The 17,006-nt window shown below is 62.7% G+C and carries 16 protein-coding genes; 8 read left to right on the top strand and 8 right to left on the bottom strand.

All coding sequences use genetic code 11. The features are described 5' to 3' along the window. Positions 1–134 precede the first annotated feature (134 nt). From AC1DYC_RS24750 to gcvA, 3 genes are all read right to left on the bottom strand, one after another. Complete coding sequence (locus AC1DYC_RS24750; protein WP_477410404.1) at positions 135–1,574, bottom strand: hypothetical protein; 1,440 nt, start codon at positions 1,572–1,574, stop codon at positions 135–137. Positions 1,575–1,763: 189 nt separating this feature from the next. Next, the gene (pncB, locus tag AC1DYC_RS24755) at positions 1,764–3,068 is read right to left on the bottom strand and encodes a nicotinate phosphoribosyltransferase (RefSeq protein ID WP_477410405.1); all 1,305 of its coding nucleotides are present in this window, start codon (positions 3,066–3,068) and stop codon (positions 1,764–1,766) included. A 169-nt stretch (positions 3,069–3,237) separates the two neighbouring features. Further along, a complete protein-coding gene (gene gcvA, locus AC1DYC_RS24760) occupies positions 3,238–4,206 on the bottom strand; it encodes a transcriptional regulator GcvA (RefSeq protein WP_112563639.1) in 969 nt (322 codons plus the stop codon). A gap of 214 nt (positions 4,207–4,420) precedes the next feature. Here gcvA and speB point away from each other — a divergent pair, with 214 nt between their 5' ends. The 8 genes from speB to AC1DYC_RS24800 all read left to right on the top strand — a co-directional run bounded on the left by speB (position 4,421) and on the right by AC1DYC_RS24800 (position 11,689). Next, positions 4,421–5,482 carry an agmatinase gene (speB, locus tag AC1DYC_RS24765; protein WP_477410406.1) on the top strand — a complete coding sequence of 354 codons (1,062 nt, stop codon included), beginning with the start codon at positions 4,421–4,423 and terminating at the stop codon, positions 5,480–5,482. A gap of 82 nt (positions 5,483–5,564) precedes the next feature. Continuing rightward, positions 5,565–6,359, top strand: a complete 795-nt coding sequence (locus tag AC1DYC_RS24770) for a transporter substrate-binding domain-containing protein (RefSeq protein WP_477410407.1) — start codon at positions 5,565–5,567, stop codon at positions 6,357–6,359. 6 nt (positions 6,360–6,365) lie between these two features. Next, a complete protein-coding gene (locus AC1DYC_RS24775) occupies positions 6,366–7,022 on the top strand; it encodes an amino acid ABC transporter permease (RefSeq protein WP_477410408.1) in 657 nt (218 codons plus the stop codon). Further along, positions 7,019–7,666, top strand: a complete 648-nt coding sequence (locus AC1DYC_RS24780) for an amino acid ABC transporter permease (RefSeq protein WP_023683572.1) — start codon at positions 7,019–7,021, stop codon at positions 7,664–7,666. Before AC1DYC_RS24775 ends, AC1DYC_RS24780 begins: the two co-directional genes overlap by 4 nt. A gap of 68 nt (positions 7,667–7,734) precedes the next feature. Beyond that, complete coding sequence (locus tag AC1DYC_RS24785) at positions 7,735–8,823, top strand: ABC transporter substrate-binding protein (RefSeq protein WP_477410409.1); 1,089 nt, start codon at positions 7,735–7,737, stop codon at positions 8,821–8,823. A 177-nt stretch (positions 8,824–9,000) separates the two neighbouring features. Further along, positions 9,001–10,038 (top strand): ABC transporter ATP-binding protein, encoded by a 1,038-nt coding sequence (locus tag AC1DYC_RS24790; RefSeq protein ID WP_477410410.1) that lies wholly within the window; start codon positions 9,001–9,003, stop codon positions 10,036–10,038. Next, positions 10,035–10,889 (top strand): ABC transporter permease, encoded by an 855-nt coding sequence (locus tag AC1DYC_RS24795; RefSeq protein WP_477410411.1) that lies wholly within the window; start codon positions 10,035–10,037, stop codon positions 10,887–10,889. The genes AC1DYC_RS24790 and AC1DYC_RS24795 overlap by 4 nt, the downstream gene beginning before the upstream one ends. Next, a complete protein-coding gene (locus AC1DYC_RS24800) occupies positions 10,886–11,689 on the top strand; it encodes an ABC transporter permease (RefSeq protein ID WP_352582613.1) in 804 nt (267 codons plus the stop codon). The genes AC1DYC_RS24795 and AC1DYC_RS24800 overlap by 4 nt, the downstream gene beginning before the upstream one ends. A 268-nt stretch (positions 11,690–11,957) precedes the next feature. Here the strand turns inward: AC1DYC_RS24800 and AC1DYC_RS24805 are convergent, their stop codons facing one another. The 5 genes from AC1DYC_RS24805 to fabF form a co-directional block, all read right to left on the bottom strand. Further along, on the bottom strand, positions 11,958–12,116 hold the full coding sequence (locus tag AC1DYC_RS24805) for a DUF1127 domain-containing protein (protein ID WP_477410412.1): 159 nt from the start codon (positions 12,114–12,116) through the stop codon (positions 11,958–11,960). Positions 12,117–12,246: 130 nt separating this feature from the next. Then, positions 12,247–12,543 (bottom strand): nickel-binding protein, encoded by a 297-nt coding sequence (locus tag AC1DYC_RS24810; RefSeq protein ID WP_352562000.1) that lies wholly within the window; start codon positions 12,541–12,543, stop codon positions 12,247–12,249. 193 nt (positions 12,544–12,736) lie between these two features. After that, complete coding sequence (locus tag AC1DYC_RS24815) at positions 12,737–14,536, bottom strand: winged helix-turn-helix domain-containing protein (RefSeq protein ID WP_477410413.1); 1,800 nt, start codon at positions 14,534–14,536, stop codon at positions 12,737–12,739. A 239-nt stretch (positions 14,537–14,775) separates the two neighbouring features. After that, positions 14,776–15,591, bottom strand: a complete 816-nt coding sequence (locus AC1DYC_RS24820) for an oxidoreductase (protein ID WP_477410414.1) — start codon at positions 15,589–15,591, stop codon at positions 14,776–14,778. 93 nt (positions 15,592–15,684) lie between these two features. Beyond that, positions 15,685–16,962 carry a beta-ketoacyl-ACP synthase II gene (fabF, locus tag AC1DYC_RS24825; RefSeq protein WP_477410415.1) on the bottom strand — a complete coding sequence of 426 codons (1,278 nt, stop codon included), beginning with the start codon at positions 16,960–16,962 and terminating at the stop codon, positions 15,685–15,687. Positions 16,963–17,006: the final 44 nt, after the last annotated feature.

Consider the following 17,006-nt stretch of genomic DNA (forward strand, 5'->3'; position numbering starts at 1 on the left):
TGAGTTTTGACTGTCTGTAACGAGGCAAGGCCACTCCTTCTCGGGAGAGGCGAAAATCGCATGTATACAAACTAAATCATCAAAGCTTCGACGTGGCAAGCAGCCTTTCCGTTGAGGCATCTTGGTGGCGCTTTCTATCCTGCTGTCGGCGTGGCAAGCAACCAGAGACCAAAGATCGTGTAGACGATCATCAGCACGGTGAGCGGCAATTGGCTGAGCGCGGCGCGTGATGGAACCGGGTGCAGCCGCCAGGCCAGACCATGGGCGACGAGCACTGCGAGCATGTGGCCGGCAATGATGATGCCCGCCTGCACATTCCATAGCCACCAGGCGGAGTCGGCGCCGGCGACAATGCCGGCTTCGATCTGCATGTCGGCGGTGCCGAACAGGTTCCAGCCCAGCGCGAACGGGTCGGACAGAGCGGCCAGCGCATACTGGCCGTCGACCAGCAGCGCCGTCAGATAGTGCGCGACATGATAGGCAAGCGCGATCGGCACGATCGACCAGACCAGCAGGCCTGCCGCCTCGCCGAGCGCATGCCCACTGCCGACAAGGCGCTGGCCGAGGATGACGGCCAGCAGGAACGCTGCTGCCAACAACACGAAGGTCAGCACCAGGCCGAAGCTGCCGATGCCGATCAGCGCGGTGCGGCCGGGATACTCCAGCGGATTGATGCCGAACAGGCCGAGCCAGAAGAAGGTTTTCGACAGGCCGTCGAAGGAGACGGACGACAGCGCCAGCAGCAGGAAGGCGATGCCGCTGGCGGGCAGAGGTGCTGCGGCGAGGAGTTTTGCGCCTGGCCAGCAGAGGTCGAGCCTGCCGGCCTCGTCGCGTTCAAGCACAGCGAAGCGCGCCACCATGGTGAAGAAGATCGTCAGGAATTCACCGCGTTGGCTCCAACCGCGATAGCCGAAGGCGAGCGTGGCGACAAAGGTGAACAGCCAATAGAGGCCGGCGGTATAGGCCAGCCGTGCGGGATCGTCGGGCGCCGGGTCGATCAGCTCGAACCAGGCGAAGGCGACGAACAGGATGACGGCTGGCCAGCAGCCGAGCCAGCCGGGCAGGCGGGGATGGTGCGCCTGGTCGCCGCGTCGGCCGAGCAGACGGGTGACGATCCGCCATGGGCTATACCATGGGTTCAACCATGACCAGAGATCGCCGAACAGGCCTTGCGCGATGGCGAGGCCGACCCAGACTAGGGTCCAGATGGTTAAGGGAAGCGGGTTGGAGAGTGGGTCGCGGCTGCCGAACAGGCCTGCTGCGATGAGGACTGCAAAGCCGGCAAAGGAGATGAGGCTGACGATTGTGCGAGGGGCGTCGCTGAATATGAAAAGTTGTAAGCGGCGGCGCCAGAAGCGGTCGAGGGCGTCGGGTGGCAGCAGGGCAAGGACGAGGAAGCTGACGGCAACGGCGAGAGCGCCGCCGGCGATGTAGTAGCCGGTGGGCAAGAGGAGGACGTGGCCACGATCGGAGGCATGGGCGAAGGCGGGAGTGGGAAGGAGGGTGAGGAGGGAGCAGGCGAAATAATTTCGTCGGCCGCGATCCTTCACACCCCCCTCTGTCCTGCCGGACATCTCCCCCTCAAGGGGGGAGATTATCTTGTCATCTCCGCCTTCGCCAATCTTCAAACTTGCAAGGGTAGCGCCGGCAGAGAAGCAGCCAATCTCCCCCTTTGAGGGGGAGATGTCCGGTAGGACAGAGGGGGGTTGGCGGGAACTCAATCTATCCGAGTTTTCCATCTCAACCCGCGACGCACCAACCCCTCAAACCTTGACCAGCTGCTCCACGCGGTCCTTGGCCCCGAAAATCCTGAGATAGCGCTCGATCTCCTTCTTGTCCCCGGTCGCCTTGGCCGGATTGTCCGAGAGCTTCACCGCTGGCCTGCCATTGGCTTCCGTCACCTTGCAGACCAGCGAGATCGCATCGAGGCTGTTGGTTTCGGTCGGCGCGCAGCCTTCGAAATCGTTGGTGAGGTTGGTGCCCCAGCCGAAGGACATGCGCACCTTGCCCTGGAAGTGCTTGTAGGTCTCCTCAATGGTCTCGACCTCGAGCCCGTCGGAGAAGATGAGCAGCTTCTGCCTGGGGTCCTTGCCCTTCTCGCGCCACCAGTCGATGATCTTTTCGCCGCCTTCGATCGGCGGCGCGCTGTCGGGGCGGAAGCCGGTCCAGTCGGCGACCCAGTCCGGCGCATCGCGCAGGAAGGATGCGGTGCCGAAGGCGTCGGGCAATACGATCAGCAGGTTGCCGCCATAATAGCGCTGCCAGTCCTGCAGCACCTTGTAGGGCGACTGCTTCAGTTCCTTTTCCGTATCGGCAAGTGCGGCAAACACCATCGGCAGTTCATGCGCGTTGGTGCCGAGCGCTTCGAGGTCGTTGTCCATGGCCAGAAGCACGTTGGAAGTGCCGGTGAAGGCCTCGCCGATGCCTTCCTTCAGCGCCTCGACACACCAGCGCTGCCATAGGAACGAATGGCGGCGGCGGGTGCCGAAATCCGAGATGCGGATGCCGGGCAGCGCCTTCAAGCGTTCGGTCTTGGCCCACATCTTCCCCTTGGCGCGGGCATAGAGCACGTCAAGCGCGAAGGGACCGAAGGCGCGCATGGCCGCACGGGAACGCAGTTCATTGATGATGGCCAGCGCCGGGATTTCCCACAGCGTGGTGTACATCCACGGGCCGCTGAAGGAGAGCTCGTACTGGCCGTCGCGCTTGGAGAGCTCGTAGTCCGGTAGTCGGAAACCTTCCAGCCAGGCCAAAAATTCCGGCTCGAAGATCTGCTTGCGGCCATAGAAATTGTTACCGCCGAGCCAGATCATCTCCTTCTTGGAGAAGCGCAGCGTGCGGGCATGGTCGAGCTGATCGCGCAACTCGCCTTCGTCGATCTCGTCGGCGAGGCGCACCGATGTGGTGCGGTTGATCAGCGAGAAGGTGGCGTCGACCTTGGGGTACATGCCCCAGATCATCTGCAGCATCAGAAGCTTGTAGAAATCAGTGTCGAGCAGGCTACGGACGATCGGATCCAGCTTCCAAGTGTGGTTGTAGACGCGCCGCGCAATATCGGTCTTTGCCATGTTCTGCCGTCGCCTTCGCTGCTCACGTCTGTCTTACGCAATTCCGGACGGAAAACCGCCGCACACTTGTCCTGGAATTGCCTGGCAAGACCTTACTAGCATTGAATTTTTGAAAGCGCTGCCCGCTTTCCCAACTGGCCCGACAAAAAGGAGCCACTCCGGTCCAGCCTCAGCTCTTGGCGCCGACCACCCGCAGTGCCGGGCGCTTCCTGCGGATGCCCATGCGGCCGGCCACCGGCGCGTCGGCGCGGCTGTCGGCCTGCTCCTTCTCGGCAAACAGCCAGTCGACGAACAATTGCACGATCGGCGCCGAGCGCATCTCGTTGCGGCAGACGACATAGAAATCGTCGACCGCCGGCACCGACAGGCTGAACGGCGCCACCAGCAGGCCCCTGGCGAGCAGCATGCTGGCGGTGACGGAATCGCCGAGCGCCACGCCATGGCCATGCACCGCGGCTTCGATCGCCGTGCGCGCATCGCCGAGATGGTGGCGACGGCCGCGTTCAAGATCCAGCCCGTCGGCGGCCGCCAGCCAGGTGTGCCACTCGCGGCCGTCATCGCCATGCAGGATGACATGGTCGGCGAGATCCCGGCAGGTGCGGATCGGCCGGTTGTTGATCAGCGTCGGGCTGACCACCGGGAACAGTTCGAGGCCCGACCATTTGCGCATCCAGCAGTCGGTCCAGCTGCCGTCGCCATAGAGCACGCAGACATCGACCTGCGGCGCGCGGATGTCCTTGGCGTCGTTGGAAGGGATCAGCGTCAGCCTGATATCGGGATATTGCGCCATGAAGCTGCCGAGCCGCGGCGTCATCCACAGAAGCAGCAGCGCCGGAACGCAGGAAACAGACAGCGTGCCGGCGCTGGCCGGCCTGGTCATGCGCTGGGTGGCGGCGGCGATGCCGTCGAACGCGGTCGACACCGCCGGCAGCAGTTCGGCGCCATGCGGTGTGAGCTTTACCCGCTGCCCGGTGCGTTCGAACAGTTTTACGCCCAGCGACTGCTCAAGCGCCTTGATCTGATGGCTTATGGCGCCATGGGTGACGTTCAGCTCACTCGCCGCCTTGGTCAGCGAGGCGTGGCGCGCCGTCGCTTCGAAGGCGCGCAGGGGATTTAGGGGCGGCAGACGCTTGGCCATGGGTAACCGAATACTCTGTGAGATTTTCTCACAACCGGCACCGTAACAATATCAATTGATTTTTCAATGCGGCTGCCGGACACTTTGGCAGGTCAACAGCATCAATGACGTGAAATCTGCAGGCAGCCAGCGGGACAGCGACCCGGCCGGATGACGGTCAGTTCGCAAGATGTCGCCACGGCCGCATGCACCAGCCCGGCAGGAGGAGACCGACATGGGTTATGATCGCGGCAAGCTCGACGCGTTGCGCCGCAAATATGGCGAAAGCCATGGCGGTGAGATGTTCGACCCGAAATTCCGCAAGGTCGCCGACAAGATCTTCTCCAAAAGTGGCACCAGGCTGGCGCCCTATTCCGGCATTCCGACCTTCCTCGCCGCGCCCTATCGCGAAGTCGCGGCCGACAACCCGGATTTCGGCGATTTGCAAGTGGCTATCATCGGCGTGCCGATGGATCTCGGCGTCACCAACCGTCCCGGCTCGCGCTTTGGGCCCAGGGCGCTGCGCGCCATCGAGCGCATCGGCCCCTACAACCATGTGCTGGAATGCGCGCCGACGCATGAGCTGCGGGTCGCCGACATCGGCGATACCCCATTCCGCAGCCGCTACCGGCTGGAGATCAGCCATGAGGATATCGAACGCCGCACCAACCAGATCGTCGATGCCGGCGTGCTTCCGCTTTCCGTTGGCGGCGACCATTCGATCAGCCATCCGATCCTGCAGGCGGTCGGCAAAAAGGCTCCGGTCGGCATGATCCATATCGACGCCCATTGCGACACCAGCGGGCTGTTCGACATGACCAAGTTCCACCATGGCGGACCCTTCCGCAACGCGGTGCTGGACGGTGTGCTCGACCCGACCCGCACCATCCAGATCGGCATCCGCGGCTCGGCCGAATATCTGTGGGAGTTCACCTACGAATCCGGCATGACGGTCGTGCACGCCGAAGAGGTGACCGGACTCGGCATCCCCGCCATCATCGAGAAGGCGCGCAAGATTGTCGGCGACGGCCCGACCTACATCTCCTTTGACGTCGACAGCGTCGATCCGGCCTTCGCGCCGGGCACCGGCACGCCGGAAATCGGCGGCCTGACGACGCGCGAAGTGCTCGAACTGCTGCGCGGCCTGAAAGGCCTCAACATTGTCGGCGGCGACGTCGTCGAGGTGGCGCCGCAATATGACGCCACCACCAACACCGCCCATGTCGGCGCGCAGGTTCTGTTCGAGATCCTGAGCCTGATGGTGTTCAGCCCGGCTATCACCGGCAAGGGGGCCTGACCGACTTCACATGCAAAGGCGGCCGCCGCGCTGGAGCCAGCGGCCGTCTCAAAAACAAACAAGCTTCCAGAAGGGAACCACAATGACGTTTCACATGAAATCAACCGTCGCCGCCGCGCTGATGCTCGCCGGCCTCGGCTTCGCCTCCCAGGCTCACGCCGACGCCGTCGACGACATCACCAAGGCGGGCGCCATCAATGTCGGCATCTTCTCCGACTTCCCGCCCTTCTCCTCGGCCAGCGCCGATATGAGCATCAAGGGCTATGACGTCGACGTTGCCCAAGCCATTGCCGACGCTCTGAAAGTGAAGCTCAACCTGGTCAGCGTCACCGGCCAGAACCGCATCCCGTATCTCAACGACAAGCGCGTCGATATTCTGATGAGCGTCGGCTACTCCAAGGAGCGCGAGGAGGTGATCGATTTCGCCGCCGCCTACGCGCCTTACTACATCGCCGTCATCGGCCCGGCCGCACTCTCGGTCAAAGGCAAGGAAGACCTTGCCGACAAGTCGATCGCCGTCAATCGCGGCACGCTGGAAGATACCTCGCTGACCGAAGCAGCACCCGCATCGGCCGACATCAAGCGCTTCGACAACTACAACTCGGTCATCCAGGCCTTCATCTCCGGCCAGACCCAGCTGATGGTGGTCGGCAACGATGTCGGCGCCCAGGTGCTGGCCAAGCAGGACGCGCTGAAGCCGGAGCAGAAGTTCCAGCTTTTGACCTCGCCTTCGCATATCGGCCTCAACAAGCATGAGGACCGTCTGAAGACGGCGGTCAATGATGCGGTTGCCAAGATGCTGGCCGACGGCAAGCTCGACGAGAGCTCGAAGGCCTGGCTGAAGACGCCGCTCAATCCCGACAACCTCAAGGATTGAGTTCCCGTGGCTTTTGCCTGGCTCCCAGGTGCTCTGAGCGACATCACGCGCGGTGCGCTCACGACGATCCTGCTGATCGTCGTGACCACGCTCGTGGGCACGCTGCTCAGCATCCTGGGCGCTGCCGGCCGGCGCAACGGCCCGGTGTTCGTGAAGCGCGCCATCGCGGTCTATGTCGAGGTGATGCGCAACACGCCTTTCCTGGTGCAGCTGTTCTTCATCTTCTTCGGCCTGCCCAGCCTCGGCATCAGGCTGGACCCGATCCTGGCCGCCATGCTGGCGATGACGCTCAACATGGCGGCCTACACCATTGAGATCGTCGGCGCCGGCCTCGATGCCGTGCCCGGCGGACAGACGGAAGCAGCACTCTCACTGGGGCTTCGGCCACGCCAGGTGTTCATCAAGATCGTGCTGCCGCAGGCGCTGAAGGTGATTTACCCCGCGCTGACCAGCCAGATCGTCATCATGATGCTGGAGTCGGCCGTGGTGTCGCAGATTGCGGTTCGCGAGCTGACCTACGAGGCCGACATGCTGCAAGCGCGCACCTTCCGTTCCTTCGAGACCTATTTCGTCGTGACGTTGGTCTATCTCTTGATGTCGATGGCCTTGCGCCGGCTGCTGGTTACAGGCGGCCGCCGTGTGTTGGGGGCAGGTGTCACATGATCGAATTCACGTTCTGGGATATCGTTCGCAATCTTCTGCTCGCCGCGCGCTGGACAGTGCTGTTGTCGCTGGCCGCCTTCGTCGGCGGAGCGCTGGTCGGGCTGATCGTGCTGTTTTTCCGCATCGCAGAAAATAAATGGAGCCGGCGCATCGCTTCCGGCTACATCGCATTGTTCCAGGGCACGCCGCTTTTGATGCAGCTGTTCCTGATGTTTTTCGGCCTGCCGATGCTGGGCCTGCGCATCGAGCCGTGGACGGCCGCCGTGCTCGGCCTGACCTTCTTCGCCAGCGCCTATCTGGCCGAGATCTGGCGCAGCGGCGTCGATGCGCTGCCGCGCGGACAATGGGATGCCGGCGCCAGCCTTGGTCTGCACCGGCTGCAGGAGCTGAGGCTGATCATCCTGCCGCAGGCCTTCTCGATCACAAGGGCGCCGATCGTCGGCTTCCTGGTGCAATTGATCAAATCGACGGCGCTGACCTCGATCATCGGCTTCGAGGAGCTGGTCAGGACCTCCAACGCCATCAACAACGCCACCTTCGAACCGTTCAAGGTCTATGGACTGGTGGCGCTGATCTTCTTCGTCATGTGCTTTCCACTGACGCAATACGCCCGTACGCTCGAACAACGAGCGGCGGCCCACTGACGCCCGGCGGCGACAGTGCGTGAAGGGAACCTGCCGGAATAGAACGGCATCAACTGAGGAGAAATCGGATGAACAGACTGATCGGAAAATCCCTGACGCGGCGCGGCGTGCTTGGCGCGGGCCTGGCCACCGCCGGCGTGCTCGCCATGCCGTCGATCCTGCGGGCGCAGGACAAGTCGCTGAAAGTCGGCGTCTATGGCGGCTATTTCAAGAAATCCTTCGACGAGCACGTCTTCCCCGACTTCACCAAGGCCACCGGCATTGCGGTGGAATCGGTCGCGGAGCCGACCGGCGAAGCCTGGCTGGTGCAGCTCGAGCAGGCGGCCAAGGCCGGCCAGGCGCCGGCCGACCTTTCGATGATGTCGCAAACCTCGACGCTGAAGGGCCAGTCGACCGAATTGTGGACACCGCTCGATACGTCGAAGTTCAAGCACTATGGCGACCTGTTGCCGCGCTTCATCAACAAATATCCGGACGGTCGCGTTGCCGGCATCGGCGCCGTCGCCTGGTGGATCACGCTGGTCAGCAACACCGACGTCTATAAGGACGCGCCGACGTCTTGGGCAGCCCTGTGGGACAAGGCGAACGAAGACAAGCTCGGCCTGCTGGCGCTTGCCTCCAACTCGTTCCTGCTCGAAGTGACGGCCAAGACCTTCATGGGCGGCACCAATGCGCTCGACACCGAAGAGGGGCTGAACAAGGCGTTCGAAAAGCTCGCCGAGGTCAAGCCGAACGTTCGCCTCTGGTATCGCGACGAGGCGCAGTTCGAGCAGGCGCTGAAGTCGGGCGAAATCCCGATGGGCCAGTATTATCACGACGTCACCGGGCTTGCGGTCGCCGACGGCTTCCATGTCCGCTCGACCTTCCCGAAGGAAGGCGGCATCCAGGATTCCGGCAACTGGGTGCTGTCGCGCGCCTCGACCAAGGTCGACGAGGCACATGTCTTCATCGACTATATGAGCCAGCCGTCGATGCAGGGCGTCATGTCGCGCAAGGTCGGCACCACGCCAACCTTGAAGAAAGAGGTGCTTGACCTCAAGCCGGAAGAGTTCGCCGCGGTATCGTCGGATATCGATCCGATCATCCCGCGCTACGACCTCTACACGTCGAAGGCCGACTGGATCAACCAGAAGTGGACCGAGCTGATCGTCGGCTGATCAGCCCGATCCTCTTTGAAAACTGACGGCCGCCGGATTTCTTCCGGCGGCCAGTTGGAGCAGTTCACCGTTTCATGGAAACGGCGACCTACTTCTTGTTTTTAAGCAATTCCGGACGGAAAACCGTTACACACTTTTCCCGGAATTGCTCCAGCGCACAGCCTGAGAGGGATGAGCATGTCCGGACTAGACATCAACAGCATCACCAAAAAATTCGGCAATTTCGCCGCCGTCGACAATGTCCGGCTCAACGTGCCGCACGGCACGTTCGTGTGCCTGCTCGGCCCGTCGGGCTGCGGCAAGACCACGCTGCTGCGCATGATTGCCGGGCTGGAGGAACCGACCAGCGGCGCCATCGTCCTCGACGGCGAGGACATAACGCCGCTGCCGACGCACAAGCGCAATCTCGGCATGGTGTTCCAGTCGCTGGCGCTGTTTCCGCATCTCTCCGTCGGCGACAACATCGCCTATGCGCTGCGCATTCGCGGCGCCTCGAAGGAGGAGCAGAAGAAGCGCGTCGACGAATTGCTGAGCTTGATCCACCTGACCGGCTTTGCCGACCGTCCGGTGGCCAAACTGTCGGGCGGCCAGCGTCAGCGCGTGGCGATTGCCCGGGCACTCGCTTTGTCGCCAAAACTGTTCCTGCTTGACGAGCCGCTGTCGGCGCTCGACGCCAAATTGCGCGAGGCCATGCAGGTGGAATTGCGCCAGCTGCAGCAGCGGCTCGGCATCACTACCATCGTCGTCACCCACGACCAGCGCGAAGCCATGACCATGGCCGACCTCGTCGTCGTCATGGGCCATGGCAAGATCCTGCAGGCGGCGCCGCCGATCGAGATCTACCGCAAACCCGCCGATGCCTTCGTCGCCGACTTCATCGGCATCACCAATCTGCTGCCGGCCGAAGTCGACAGCACTGGGCGCACCACCATTTTGGGCACCGCCATTCCGGGCCTGGCCATGCCGGCGGGTCAGACAAAAGCGTCCGTCTCGGTCCGTCCCGAGGATGTGCATCTGGGCAGCCCCGGCGGCTCGGCCATCACCGGCGAAGTGAGTTTCGTGCGCGACCTCGGCGGCACCATCGAGACCTTCGTCGACGTTGGCGGCACCAGCATCATTGCGGTCACGACGCCGCGCGAGCGCCATGACGTGCCGGTCGGCGCCAAGGTCGGCGTCACCCTGCCGCCGGCAAGCTGCGTGGTGCTCGGCGCATGAGACGGGAAGCTCCGAAGTCGGTAGCCGACTACACACCGCTGTTCTTTCCGGCGCTGATGCTGATCGTCTTCTTCGTCGTGCCGTTCTCGACGATGATCGCGGTGAGCTTCTTCAAGCGAAATCCGGCCGGGTTCTACACGCCGGATTTCGTCTTCGACAATTACGCCCGCTTCCTGTCGGTGTTCTTCGGCGGCGTGCTCGGCTTCTCGCTGATGCTGGCGGTGCTGGTCGCGGTCTGCTGCGTCTGCATCGCTTTCCCCTTCACCTATCTGCTGACTCGGCGGCCGCGCCGCGTGCAGACGCTGTGGCTGGTCGGCCTCTTGTCCGTGCTGTCGCTGTCGGAAGTCATTATCGGCTTTGCCTGGTCGACGCTGTTTTCGCGCACCGCAGGCATTACCAACCTGTTCGTGGCGATCGGGCTGATGGACAAGCCGGTGGCGCTGCTGCCGACCTTCGGCGCGGTGCTGACCGGCATGGTCTACCAGGCGCTGCCCTACACGATCCTGGTGCTTTATCCTGCTTTGGTCCGCCTCGACCCGACACTGTTGGAGGCCGCGCGCACGCTCGGCGCCTCGCCGATCAAAGCCTTCTTCAACGTCGTCGCGCCGGCGCTGCGCAACACCATCGTAGCCACGCTGATCATGGTGTTCGTGTTTGCGCTCGGCTCGTATCTTTTGCCGCAAATCCTCGGGCGGCCGCAACACTGGACGCTGTCGGTGCTGATCACCGACCAGGCGATCTACCAGTCCAACATGCCGTTTGGCGCGGCAATGGCGGTGTTCCTGGTGCTGATCTCGCTGGCGCTGGTTGGACTGACCTTGCTCGTCGGACGCCGGGAGAACGCCCTATGACCGCGACCTTGCTGCGCCGTGTCTATTTCACCATCGTCGCCCTGTTCCTGGCGGCGCCACTGATCGTCGTCGCCGGCGTATCGGTGAATTCGCGGCAGGAGCTCAGCTTCCCGCCGGTCGGCTTCTCGCTCGGCTGGTACGCCCAGATCTTCACCGACCCGGAATGGCGGCTGGCGCTGATCCATTCGGTGACGCTGGCCGTCTGTTCGGCGGCGATTGCCGTTGCAGTCGCGCTGCCGCTGGCCTGGTTCCTGTGGCGGCGCATCGCGCCATGGGCGAACATCTTTCAGGTGCTGGGGCTCGCCCCCTTCATCCTGCCGCCGGTCATCACCGCGCTCGGCTTCCTCTCCTTCTGGGCGACGGTCGGGTTGTTCGGCCAGTTCTTCACCGCCATCATCAGCCACGCCATCTTCTTCGTGACGCTGCCGCTGGTGACGCTGTCCCTGGGCTTTGCCTCGATCGACCGCTCGCTGGTCGAAGCCGCCGCTACGATGGGCGCCGACGACCGCACCGTGCTGAAGACCGTGGTTCTGCCGCTGATCCTGCCCTACCTCGTCTCGGGCTACGCCTTCGCCTTCGTGCTGTCGCTCAACGAATACATCGTCGCCTATATGACGATCGGCTTCACCACCGAGACGCTGCCGATCAAGATCTTCAACGCGCTGCGCTACGGCTACACGCCGACCATGGCCGCGGTGTCGGTGTTCTTCGTCGCGGTGGCGGCACTGGTGTTCGGCTCGATCGCCAGGTTCGGCGATATCCGCAGGCTGCTTGGCGCGATGTCGTCGGACGGCAACTGAGCAACGCCAGGCGGCGGCTTTGCATAGCGGGACTTCAAGATGCGGCCGATCTGGATCAGATTCAGGAGCACAAAGAAAACGTTCCAGCCGACGACGTTCATGAGCGGCGCCGGCTGGCTATAGAAATACACGGCAAGACAGATTGCAGCCGCCGTGGTGAGAATCCTCAGCCGCAAAATGTCCAGCGTGAAGTAAGCGATCACATACAAGATGTTCGCCATGTTTATCAGAAGGTCCATGTCCCTGGTTCCAATTGAGTGCCGGGCACTCAGACGAGACGGTCCTTGAAGTGTTCCCGGACGGAAAAGGCGATCGCACCGCGGCGAATGCCTATGTCCTTGAGGATATGGTCAGGCAGTTCCTGCAAGGCCCTCTCGGCCCTGCGTGCTCTCAGCCCGATCGAAACGCGCTTCAGGTAGTGAAACATTGCTTTCTCCATTCGTGGGGGATCGCAGCGCATGGAATGCGGGCATGCCGCTTCAAGCGCCGTGTTGTTTATGTTTGCTGGTTGAATGAGGCTGCCCCGCTTTGCTCGCGCGAGGCAGCGACTGAGGCCGTCAGGCCGCCGCCGTCATCGGATCATTGCGAATGATGACCGTGTCGGCGACAGGGTAGAATTCCTCACCGGGCATGCCGACGCGCTTGGCGTGATCCCGGATGGCCTCACCGTCCTTCGCCTCGTAGATGCAGAAGGTGCCGATGCGCCCGTCGGGTTCGTGCACGACGTAGCTGCGGATCCAGCTAACCGTGCCCGCCATCTGTTCCTTGGCGACCTTTGCCGATTTCGCGCCGGCGGCTTCGAGTTCCTGCAGGGATGCCCACGCGCTCGGGCGGCGGATAACAAACAGGTTCATGATCTTTCCCTTTCGATTTCGCGCCAGCCCTTCGCCGGCGCTGCTGATTGCCAGGCATGTCTGCTTGGCTGGGGAAAAATTACCGTCGAGGGGACTGATCGTCCTTATCGGGACCTGATCTCTGGCTGATCTTTCGCTGCCACCGCCGATAAGCTCGATCCGCAGCTCGTCTTTTCAAGGACTCGGATTGGGGTCAGAAGCTGAATTCTTGCACAGAGCCATCGACAAGCGGCTGGCTCTCACGCGAAAAGCTATGGCGAAGCGTTGCAGCTTCCTCTTCCAGGCGCCGTGATCCCAGATGGCGGGCCGATCTCTCTGCCGCGGTGATCTCCACTTTCGCCCCACTGACGTCGCCCGAACGCAACAAAGCACTGGCGAGCCGCAGCCGAACCCTCGCCGCGTGATAATCGACGCCTGCACTGGTCCAGAGCTGCCGGGCCAACAGCAGAAGCCGATTGCCGTTCGGGTCGCCCGGCTCGCAAAGTGCCGCCTTGGTTTCGGCTATCAATGCCTGCGTTGCCGGTTGCCGCCAGCGTTCAGGCTGTGCATCGATTTCATTGAGATAGATCGACGCCTGGGCAGAACGCCCACCGCGCGCTGCAATGCAGGCTGCGTTCACCAGCAGGTTTCCGCGCCGCTGCAGATGGAACCACGACGTCCCTTGCAGGGCCCGATCGAGCGCGGCAAGCGCGCCGTCCAGATCGCCTGTTTCGAACAAAAGCACGGCATTGCCCGGCTCCGCGTCCCAGCCCAGCGCATAAGCCTGGTCGTAGTCGGCGCGTGCCGATGTGTGGTCGCCGATCATGGCGAAGATATCGCCGCGGACACGGAAGCCTTCACCGAGCGACCAGGATTCCTCCGCGGAGAGTTTGGGAAGCGCTTCGTTTATGCAGGTCAGGGCTTCAGGCAATATCTGCTGCGCGGCGACCACTTCGGCGCGATGAAGGTCACACGCGCCCGAGGTCTGCGCAAAACTTGCGGTGCACCAGCTTTCAAAACCTTCGCTCCACTGGCGAGCACGGGGCCAATCGGCGTACGTCCTGCAGCTCCACAGGATGTTGCAGTAAACCAGACTGCCGCTGATCGGGTCGACCTGGCTCGACAGAGCGATCGCCGCCGCATGGTTTTGCTGCTCGCTGCCCTCCTCGATCTTGCCAAGGGCGAGGTTGAAAAACCCCTTGTACGTCAAAGTGAGAGCGCGAAGGCCGGGATCGTCGCAATTTTCAGCTATCGCGTAAGCGGCTGACGCCAATTGCAGCGCTTGTTCGGGACGTCCGCCCGAGGATGCCAGGCGCGACCGCATCCACAGCAGATAGGCTTGCGTAGTATCGTCCGGCGACTGAGACAGAAGCGACGCAGCACGTTCCAGCCATCCCTCCGCTACGGCGCCCGATCCGCGTTCGGCCTGGATCTTTGCGAGCGTGACAGCGGATCTGGCGGCGCGGGCGAAGTCGCCGGCCTCGATATGAGCCGCCACCGCGCGGGCCAGCACCGGGATCGCTTCGGTCGGCCGCCCTCCACATTCGACGACCAGAGCCCAGAGATCGACGTCGGCGGGAGAGAGAGCTTCATTGTCCGCCAAATGCGCGAAAAGTTTTGCGGCCGCGCTCCAATCGCGCAGGGCTGCCAGCCTGCGGGCCTCAGCAAGCTCGTCGTCCCCTTGCAACGAGGCAGGCCGGACATAGCCCAGTCCCGGTTCATCAATGGCGAAGCGATAGCCGTGGCGAACGTAGCTGTGTATTGCATCCTGCAGGCCGCCGGCTGCAAGCGCCTTTCGGGTGAGACTGACCACGCGCTGAAGCGATGCTTCCGTCACGATGACATCGGGCCAAAGCGCGTCCATCAGTTCGTCTTTGGGGACGACCCGGCCGGCATTTCGCACCAGGTACACCAGCAAGTCAAAGACAAGCGGCTGGATCTTCTGCCCAACGCCACTTAGCGACAGCTTGCGGGCAGCTTCATCCAGTTCAAATTGGCCAAATGAGTGTTGCATCGCCCCTTTCCGATGCAACAATCTACCTTATCAGCTTTGACTGTGGGAGAGGCTTGGCCCGAAAGGTGGCAAGGCAATTGTAGTCGAAGCCGCCGTCTCCATGGCGGCGCAGGCTGCTCGGGGCGATGTCGTCGGACGGCAACTGATTGGGGGCCTGCGCAGACAAAGACGGCCGCCGGACTGTGCGGCCGTCTTTGCGTTCAATGCCCGAAGATTGTCAGATGTCGTGGATGCTGACGTCAGACCGGCAGCCCGAGCTGCTTTCGCAGGCTTTTGTCGAATGCGGACGCGGGGACGAAACGCCGCAGGAGACTGACCTGGCGCGCCATTTTTCCCGCCGCATAGCGTTTCTTCGGAGCGGGATCGATCGCAGCGGCCAAAACGGTCGCGGCTACCACTTCGGGTGCATCGCCTTTTTCCATCGCTTTCCGCACGGTTGTAGTCATGCCAGCGCGCGCAGAGTCATAGATATCAAGCGACTGATCGGGGGCGGCGAGATTGTCCTCGAATGACGTACGGGTATAGGCGGGCTCGACTAACGAAACGCGAATGCCGAACGGGCGCAATTCGTGATCGAGCGATTCGGAATAGCCCTCGATGGCATGTTTGGTCGACGCATAAAGCGCGAAATAGGGGGCGGGGATGAATCCCTGTACCGAACTCAAATTAATGATTCTGCCCTTCCCTTGGCGCCGCATTGCCGGCAACACTGCGTTGGACACGCGGAAAACGCCGAAGACGTTGACGTCGAACAGCGCCTGGGCCTGGGCGATCGAGGACTCCTCCGCGCCGCCAAACAGACCCATGCCGGCATTGTTGATGAGCAGGTCGATGCGTCCGGCCTTGGCCAGAACGTCATCGACCATTTTCGCAACGGACGCGTCGTCGGTCACGTCGCAGGTCAGCATGGTAACGCCGTCGGATTGTTTGGAGGCTGTGCGACGGCTGGTTCCGAATACGCGAAAGCCCGCGTTCCGTAGGGCGTTGGCGGTCGCGCGCCCGATACCGGAGGATGCCCCGGTGACGAGGGCGACGCCAGGATTGGTCTTGTTCATGGAAGTCATTTCTTTCTTTGTGTTGGATCGAGTCGGAGAAGCATGGAAGATCGGAGCGAAGGGCGTCAGTCCTGACTGCCTCTGGCGGTCGCGTCAGGCCACCGGGTGGTTCCAGCGCCTGAACAAGGCGCTGGCATTCACGCCTCCAAAGCCGAAGCCATTGCAGATCGCGTACTCCATCTCGATTGGCCGGGGCTCGTTTGCGACGAAGTCGATGCCGTCGGCGGCCGGATCGGAAACGCTCAAATTGAGTGTTGGCGGTGCCACCTGGTCTCTGATCGCCAGGATCGAGAAGATGGCACCAAGCCCGCCGGCCGCGCCCAGCAGGTGTCCGGTCGCCGATTTCGTTGCGCTGACAGCTATCGCGTAATCGCGCCCGAACACGCCCTTGATTGCCTCGATCTCACCCAGGTCGCCTACTGGCGTGGAGGTCGCATGCGCATTGAGATGACGAACCTCGCGCGGCGAAATCCCTGCTTGCGCAATTGCAATCTCCATGGCTCGGCGCGCACCGTCGCCGTCCTCAGGACCAGAAGTGACGTGGTGAGCATCCGCGGTCGTGCCGTAGCCGACGAGCTCGGCGAGCGGTTTTGCGCCGCGCGCCAACGCGTGCCTCAATTCCTCGATGACCAGCATGCCGGCTCCTTCGCCCATGACGAAGCCGTCGCGCGACTTGTCGAACGGTCGAGAGGCCTCATCAGGACGGTGATTAAAGGAGGTCGAAAGAGAGCGTGCCGCGGCAAACCCACCGAGGCTGACGATATTCATGCATGCTTCCGTCCCGCCGCACACTGCGATGTCGGCTTCGTTTGCGCGAATAAGACGAGCCGCATCCCCGATCGCCTGAATGCCGGCCGCGCATGCCGTCACTGGCGCGCCGAGCGGCCCTTTGAAGCCATGGCGGATTGAGATGTGGCCCGCTGCGAGGTTCACTAGAAAGGACGGCACCGTAAAGGGCGACAGGCGGCGGACACCGCGCGTGTCCACCGTGCGCACCGCCTCGGTGATGGCAGGGAACCCGCCGATGCCGGACGCGATGATCGTTGCTGTGCGCAGGCGCTCCGTTTCCGAGCCCGGCTTCCATTTTGCCTGCACAAGCGCCTCTTCCGCCGCCGCCAGCGCAAAGAGAATGAACCGATCTACCTTGCGCTGATCCTTCGGCGGCAGGACGGCATCCGGATCGAAACCAGCGTCTGGATCTTCTTCGAGGGAGGGAACCAGGCCGCCAATCTTCGCCGGCAGGTCTCCCACCACATCGTCCGGAAGCCTACGGATGCCCGAACGACCGGCCAACAGGCGCGACCAGGACGCTTCAACATCGGCAGCAAGGGGCGTGACCGCCCCCATGCCTGTAACCACAATCCGTCGCATCTATTCTCCTATCAATTGGGTGCGCCGACAGCGCTGCCAACGCC

Source organism: Mesorhizobium sp. P2_E7 (genome assembly GCF_056403855.1).

Bases quoted from the DNA above. Each gene is read 5' to 3' on its own strand.
- gcvA (WP_112563639.1), bottom strand. From the start codon at position 4,206: ATGGCCAAGCGTCTGCCGCCCCTAAATCCCCTGCGCGCCTTCGAAGCG.
- AC1DYC_RS24820 (WP_477410414.1), bottom strand. From the start codon at position 15,591: ATGAACAAGACCAATCCTGGCGTCGCCCTCGTCACCGGGGCATCCTCC.
- AC1DYC_RS24805 (WP_477410412.1), bottom strand. From the start codon at position 12,116: ATGTTTCACTACCTGAAGCGCGTTTCGATCGGGCTGAGAGCACGCAGG.
- fabF (WP_477410415.1), bottom strand. From the start codon at position 16,962: ATGCGACGGATTGTGGTTACAGGCATGGGGGCGGTCACGCCCCTTGCT.
- AC1DYC_RS24810 (WP_352562000.1), bottom strand. From the start codon at position 12,543: ATGAACCTGTTTGTTATCCGCCGCCCGAGCGCGTGGGCATCCCTGCAG.
- AC1DYC_RS24750 (WP_477410404.1), bottom strand. From the start codon at position 1,574: ATGTCCGGCAGGACAGAGGGGGGTGTGAAGGATCGCGGCCGACGAAAT.
- pncB (WP_477410405.1), bottom strand. From the start codon at position 3,068: ATGGCAAAGACCGATATTGCGCGGCGCGTCTACAACCACACTTGGAAG.
- AC1DYC_RS24780 (WP_023683572.1), top strand. From the start codon at position 7,019: ATGATCGAATTCACGTTCTGGGATATCGTTCGCAATCTTCTGCTCGCC.
- AC1DYC_RS24815 (WP_477410413.1), bottom strand. From the start codon at position 14,536: ATGCAACACTCATTTGGCCAATTTGAACTGGATGAAGCTGCCCGCAAG.
- AC1DYC_RS24785 (WP_477410409.1), top strand. From the start codon at position 7,735: ATGAACAGACTGATCGGAAAATCCCTGACGCGGCGCGGCGTGCTTGGC.
- AC1DYC_RS24795 (WP_477410411.1), top strand. From the start codon at position 10,035: ATGAGACGGGAAGCTCCGAAGTCGGTAGCCGACTACACACCGCTGTTC.
- AC1DYC_RS24800 (WP_352582613.1), top strand. From the start codon at position 10,886: ATGACCGCGACCTTGCTGCGCCGTGTCTATTTCACCATCGTCGCCCTG.
- AC1DYC_RS24770 (WP_477410407.1), top strand. From the start codon at position 5,565: ATGACGTTTCACATGAAATCAACCGTCGCCGCCGCGCTGATGCTCGCC.
- speB (WP_477410406.1), top strand. From the start codon at position 4,421: ATGGGTTATGATCGCGGCAAGCTCGACGCGTTGCGCCGCAAATATGGC.
- AC1DYC_RS24790 (WP_477410410.1), top strand. From the start codon at position 9,001: ATGTCCGGACTAGACATCAACAGCATCACCAAAAAATTCGGCAATTTC.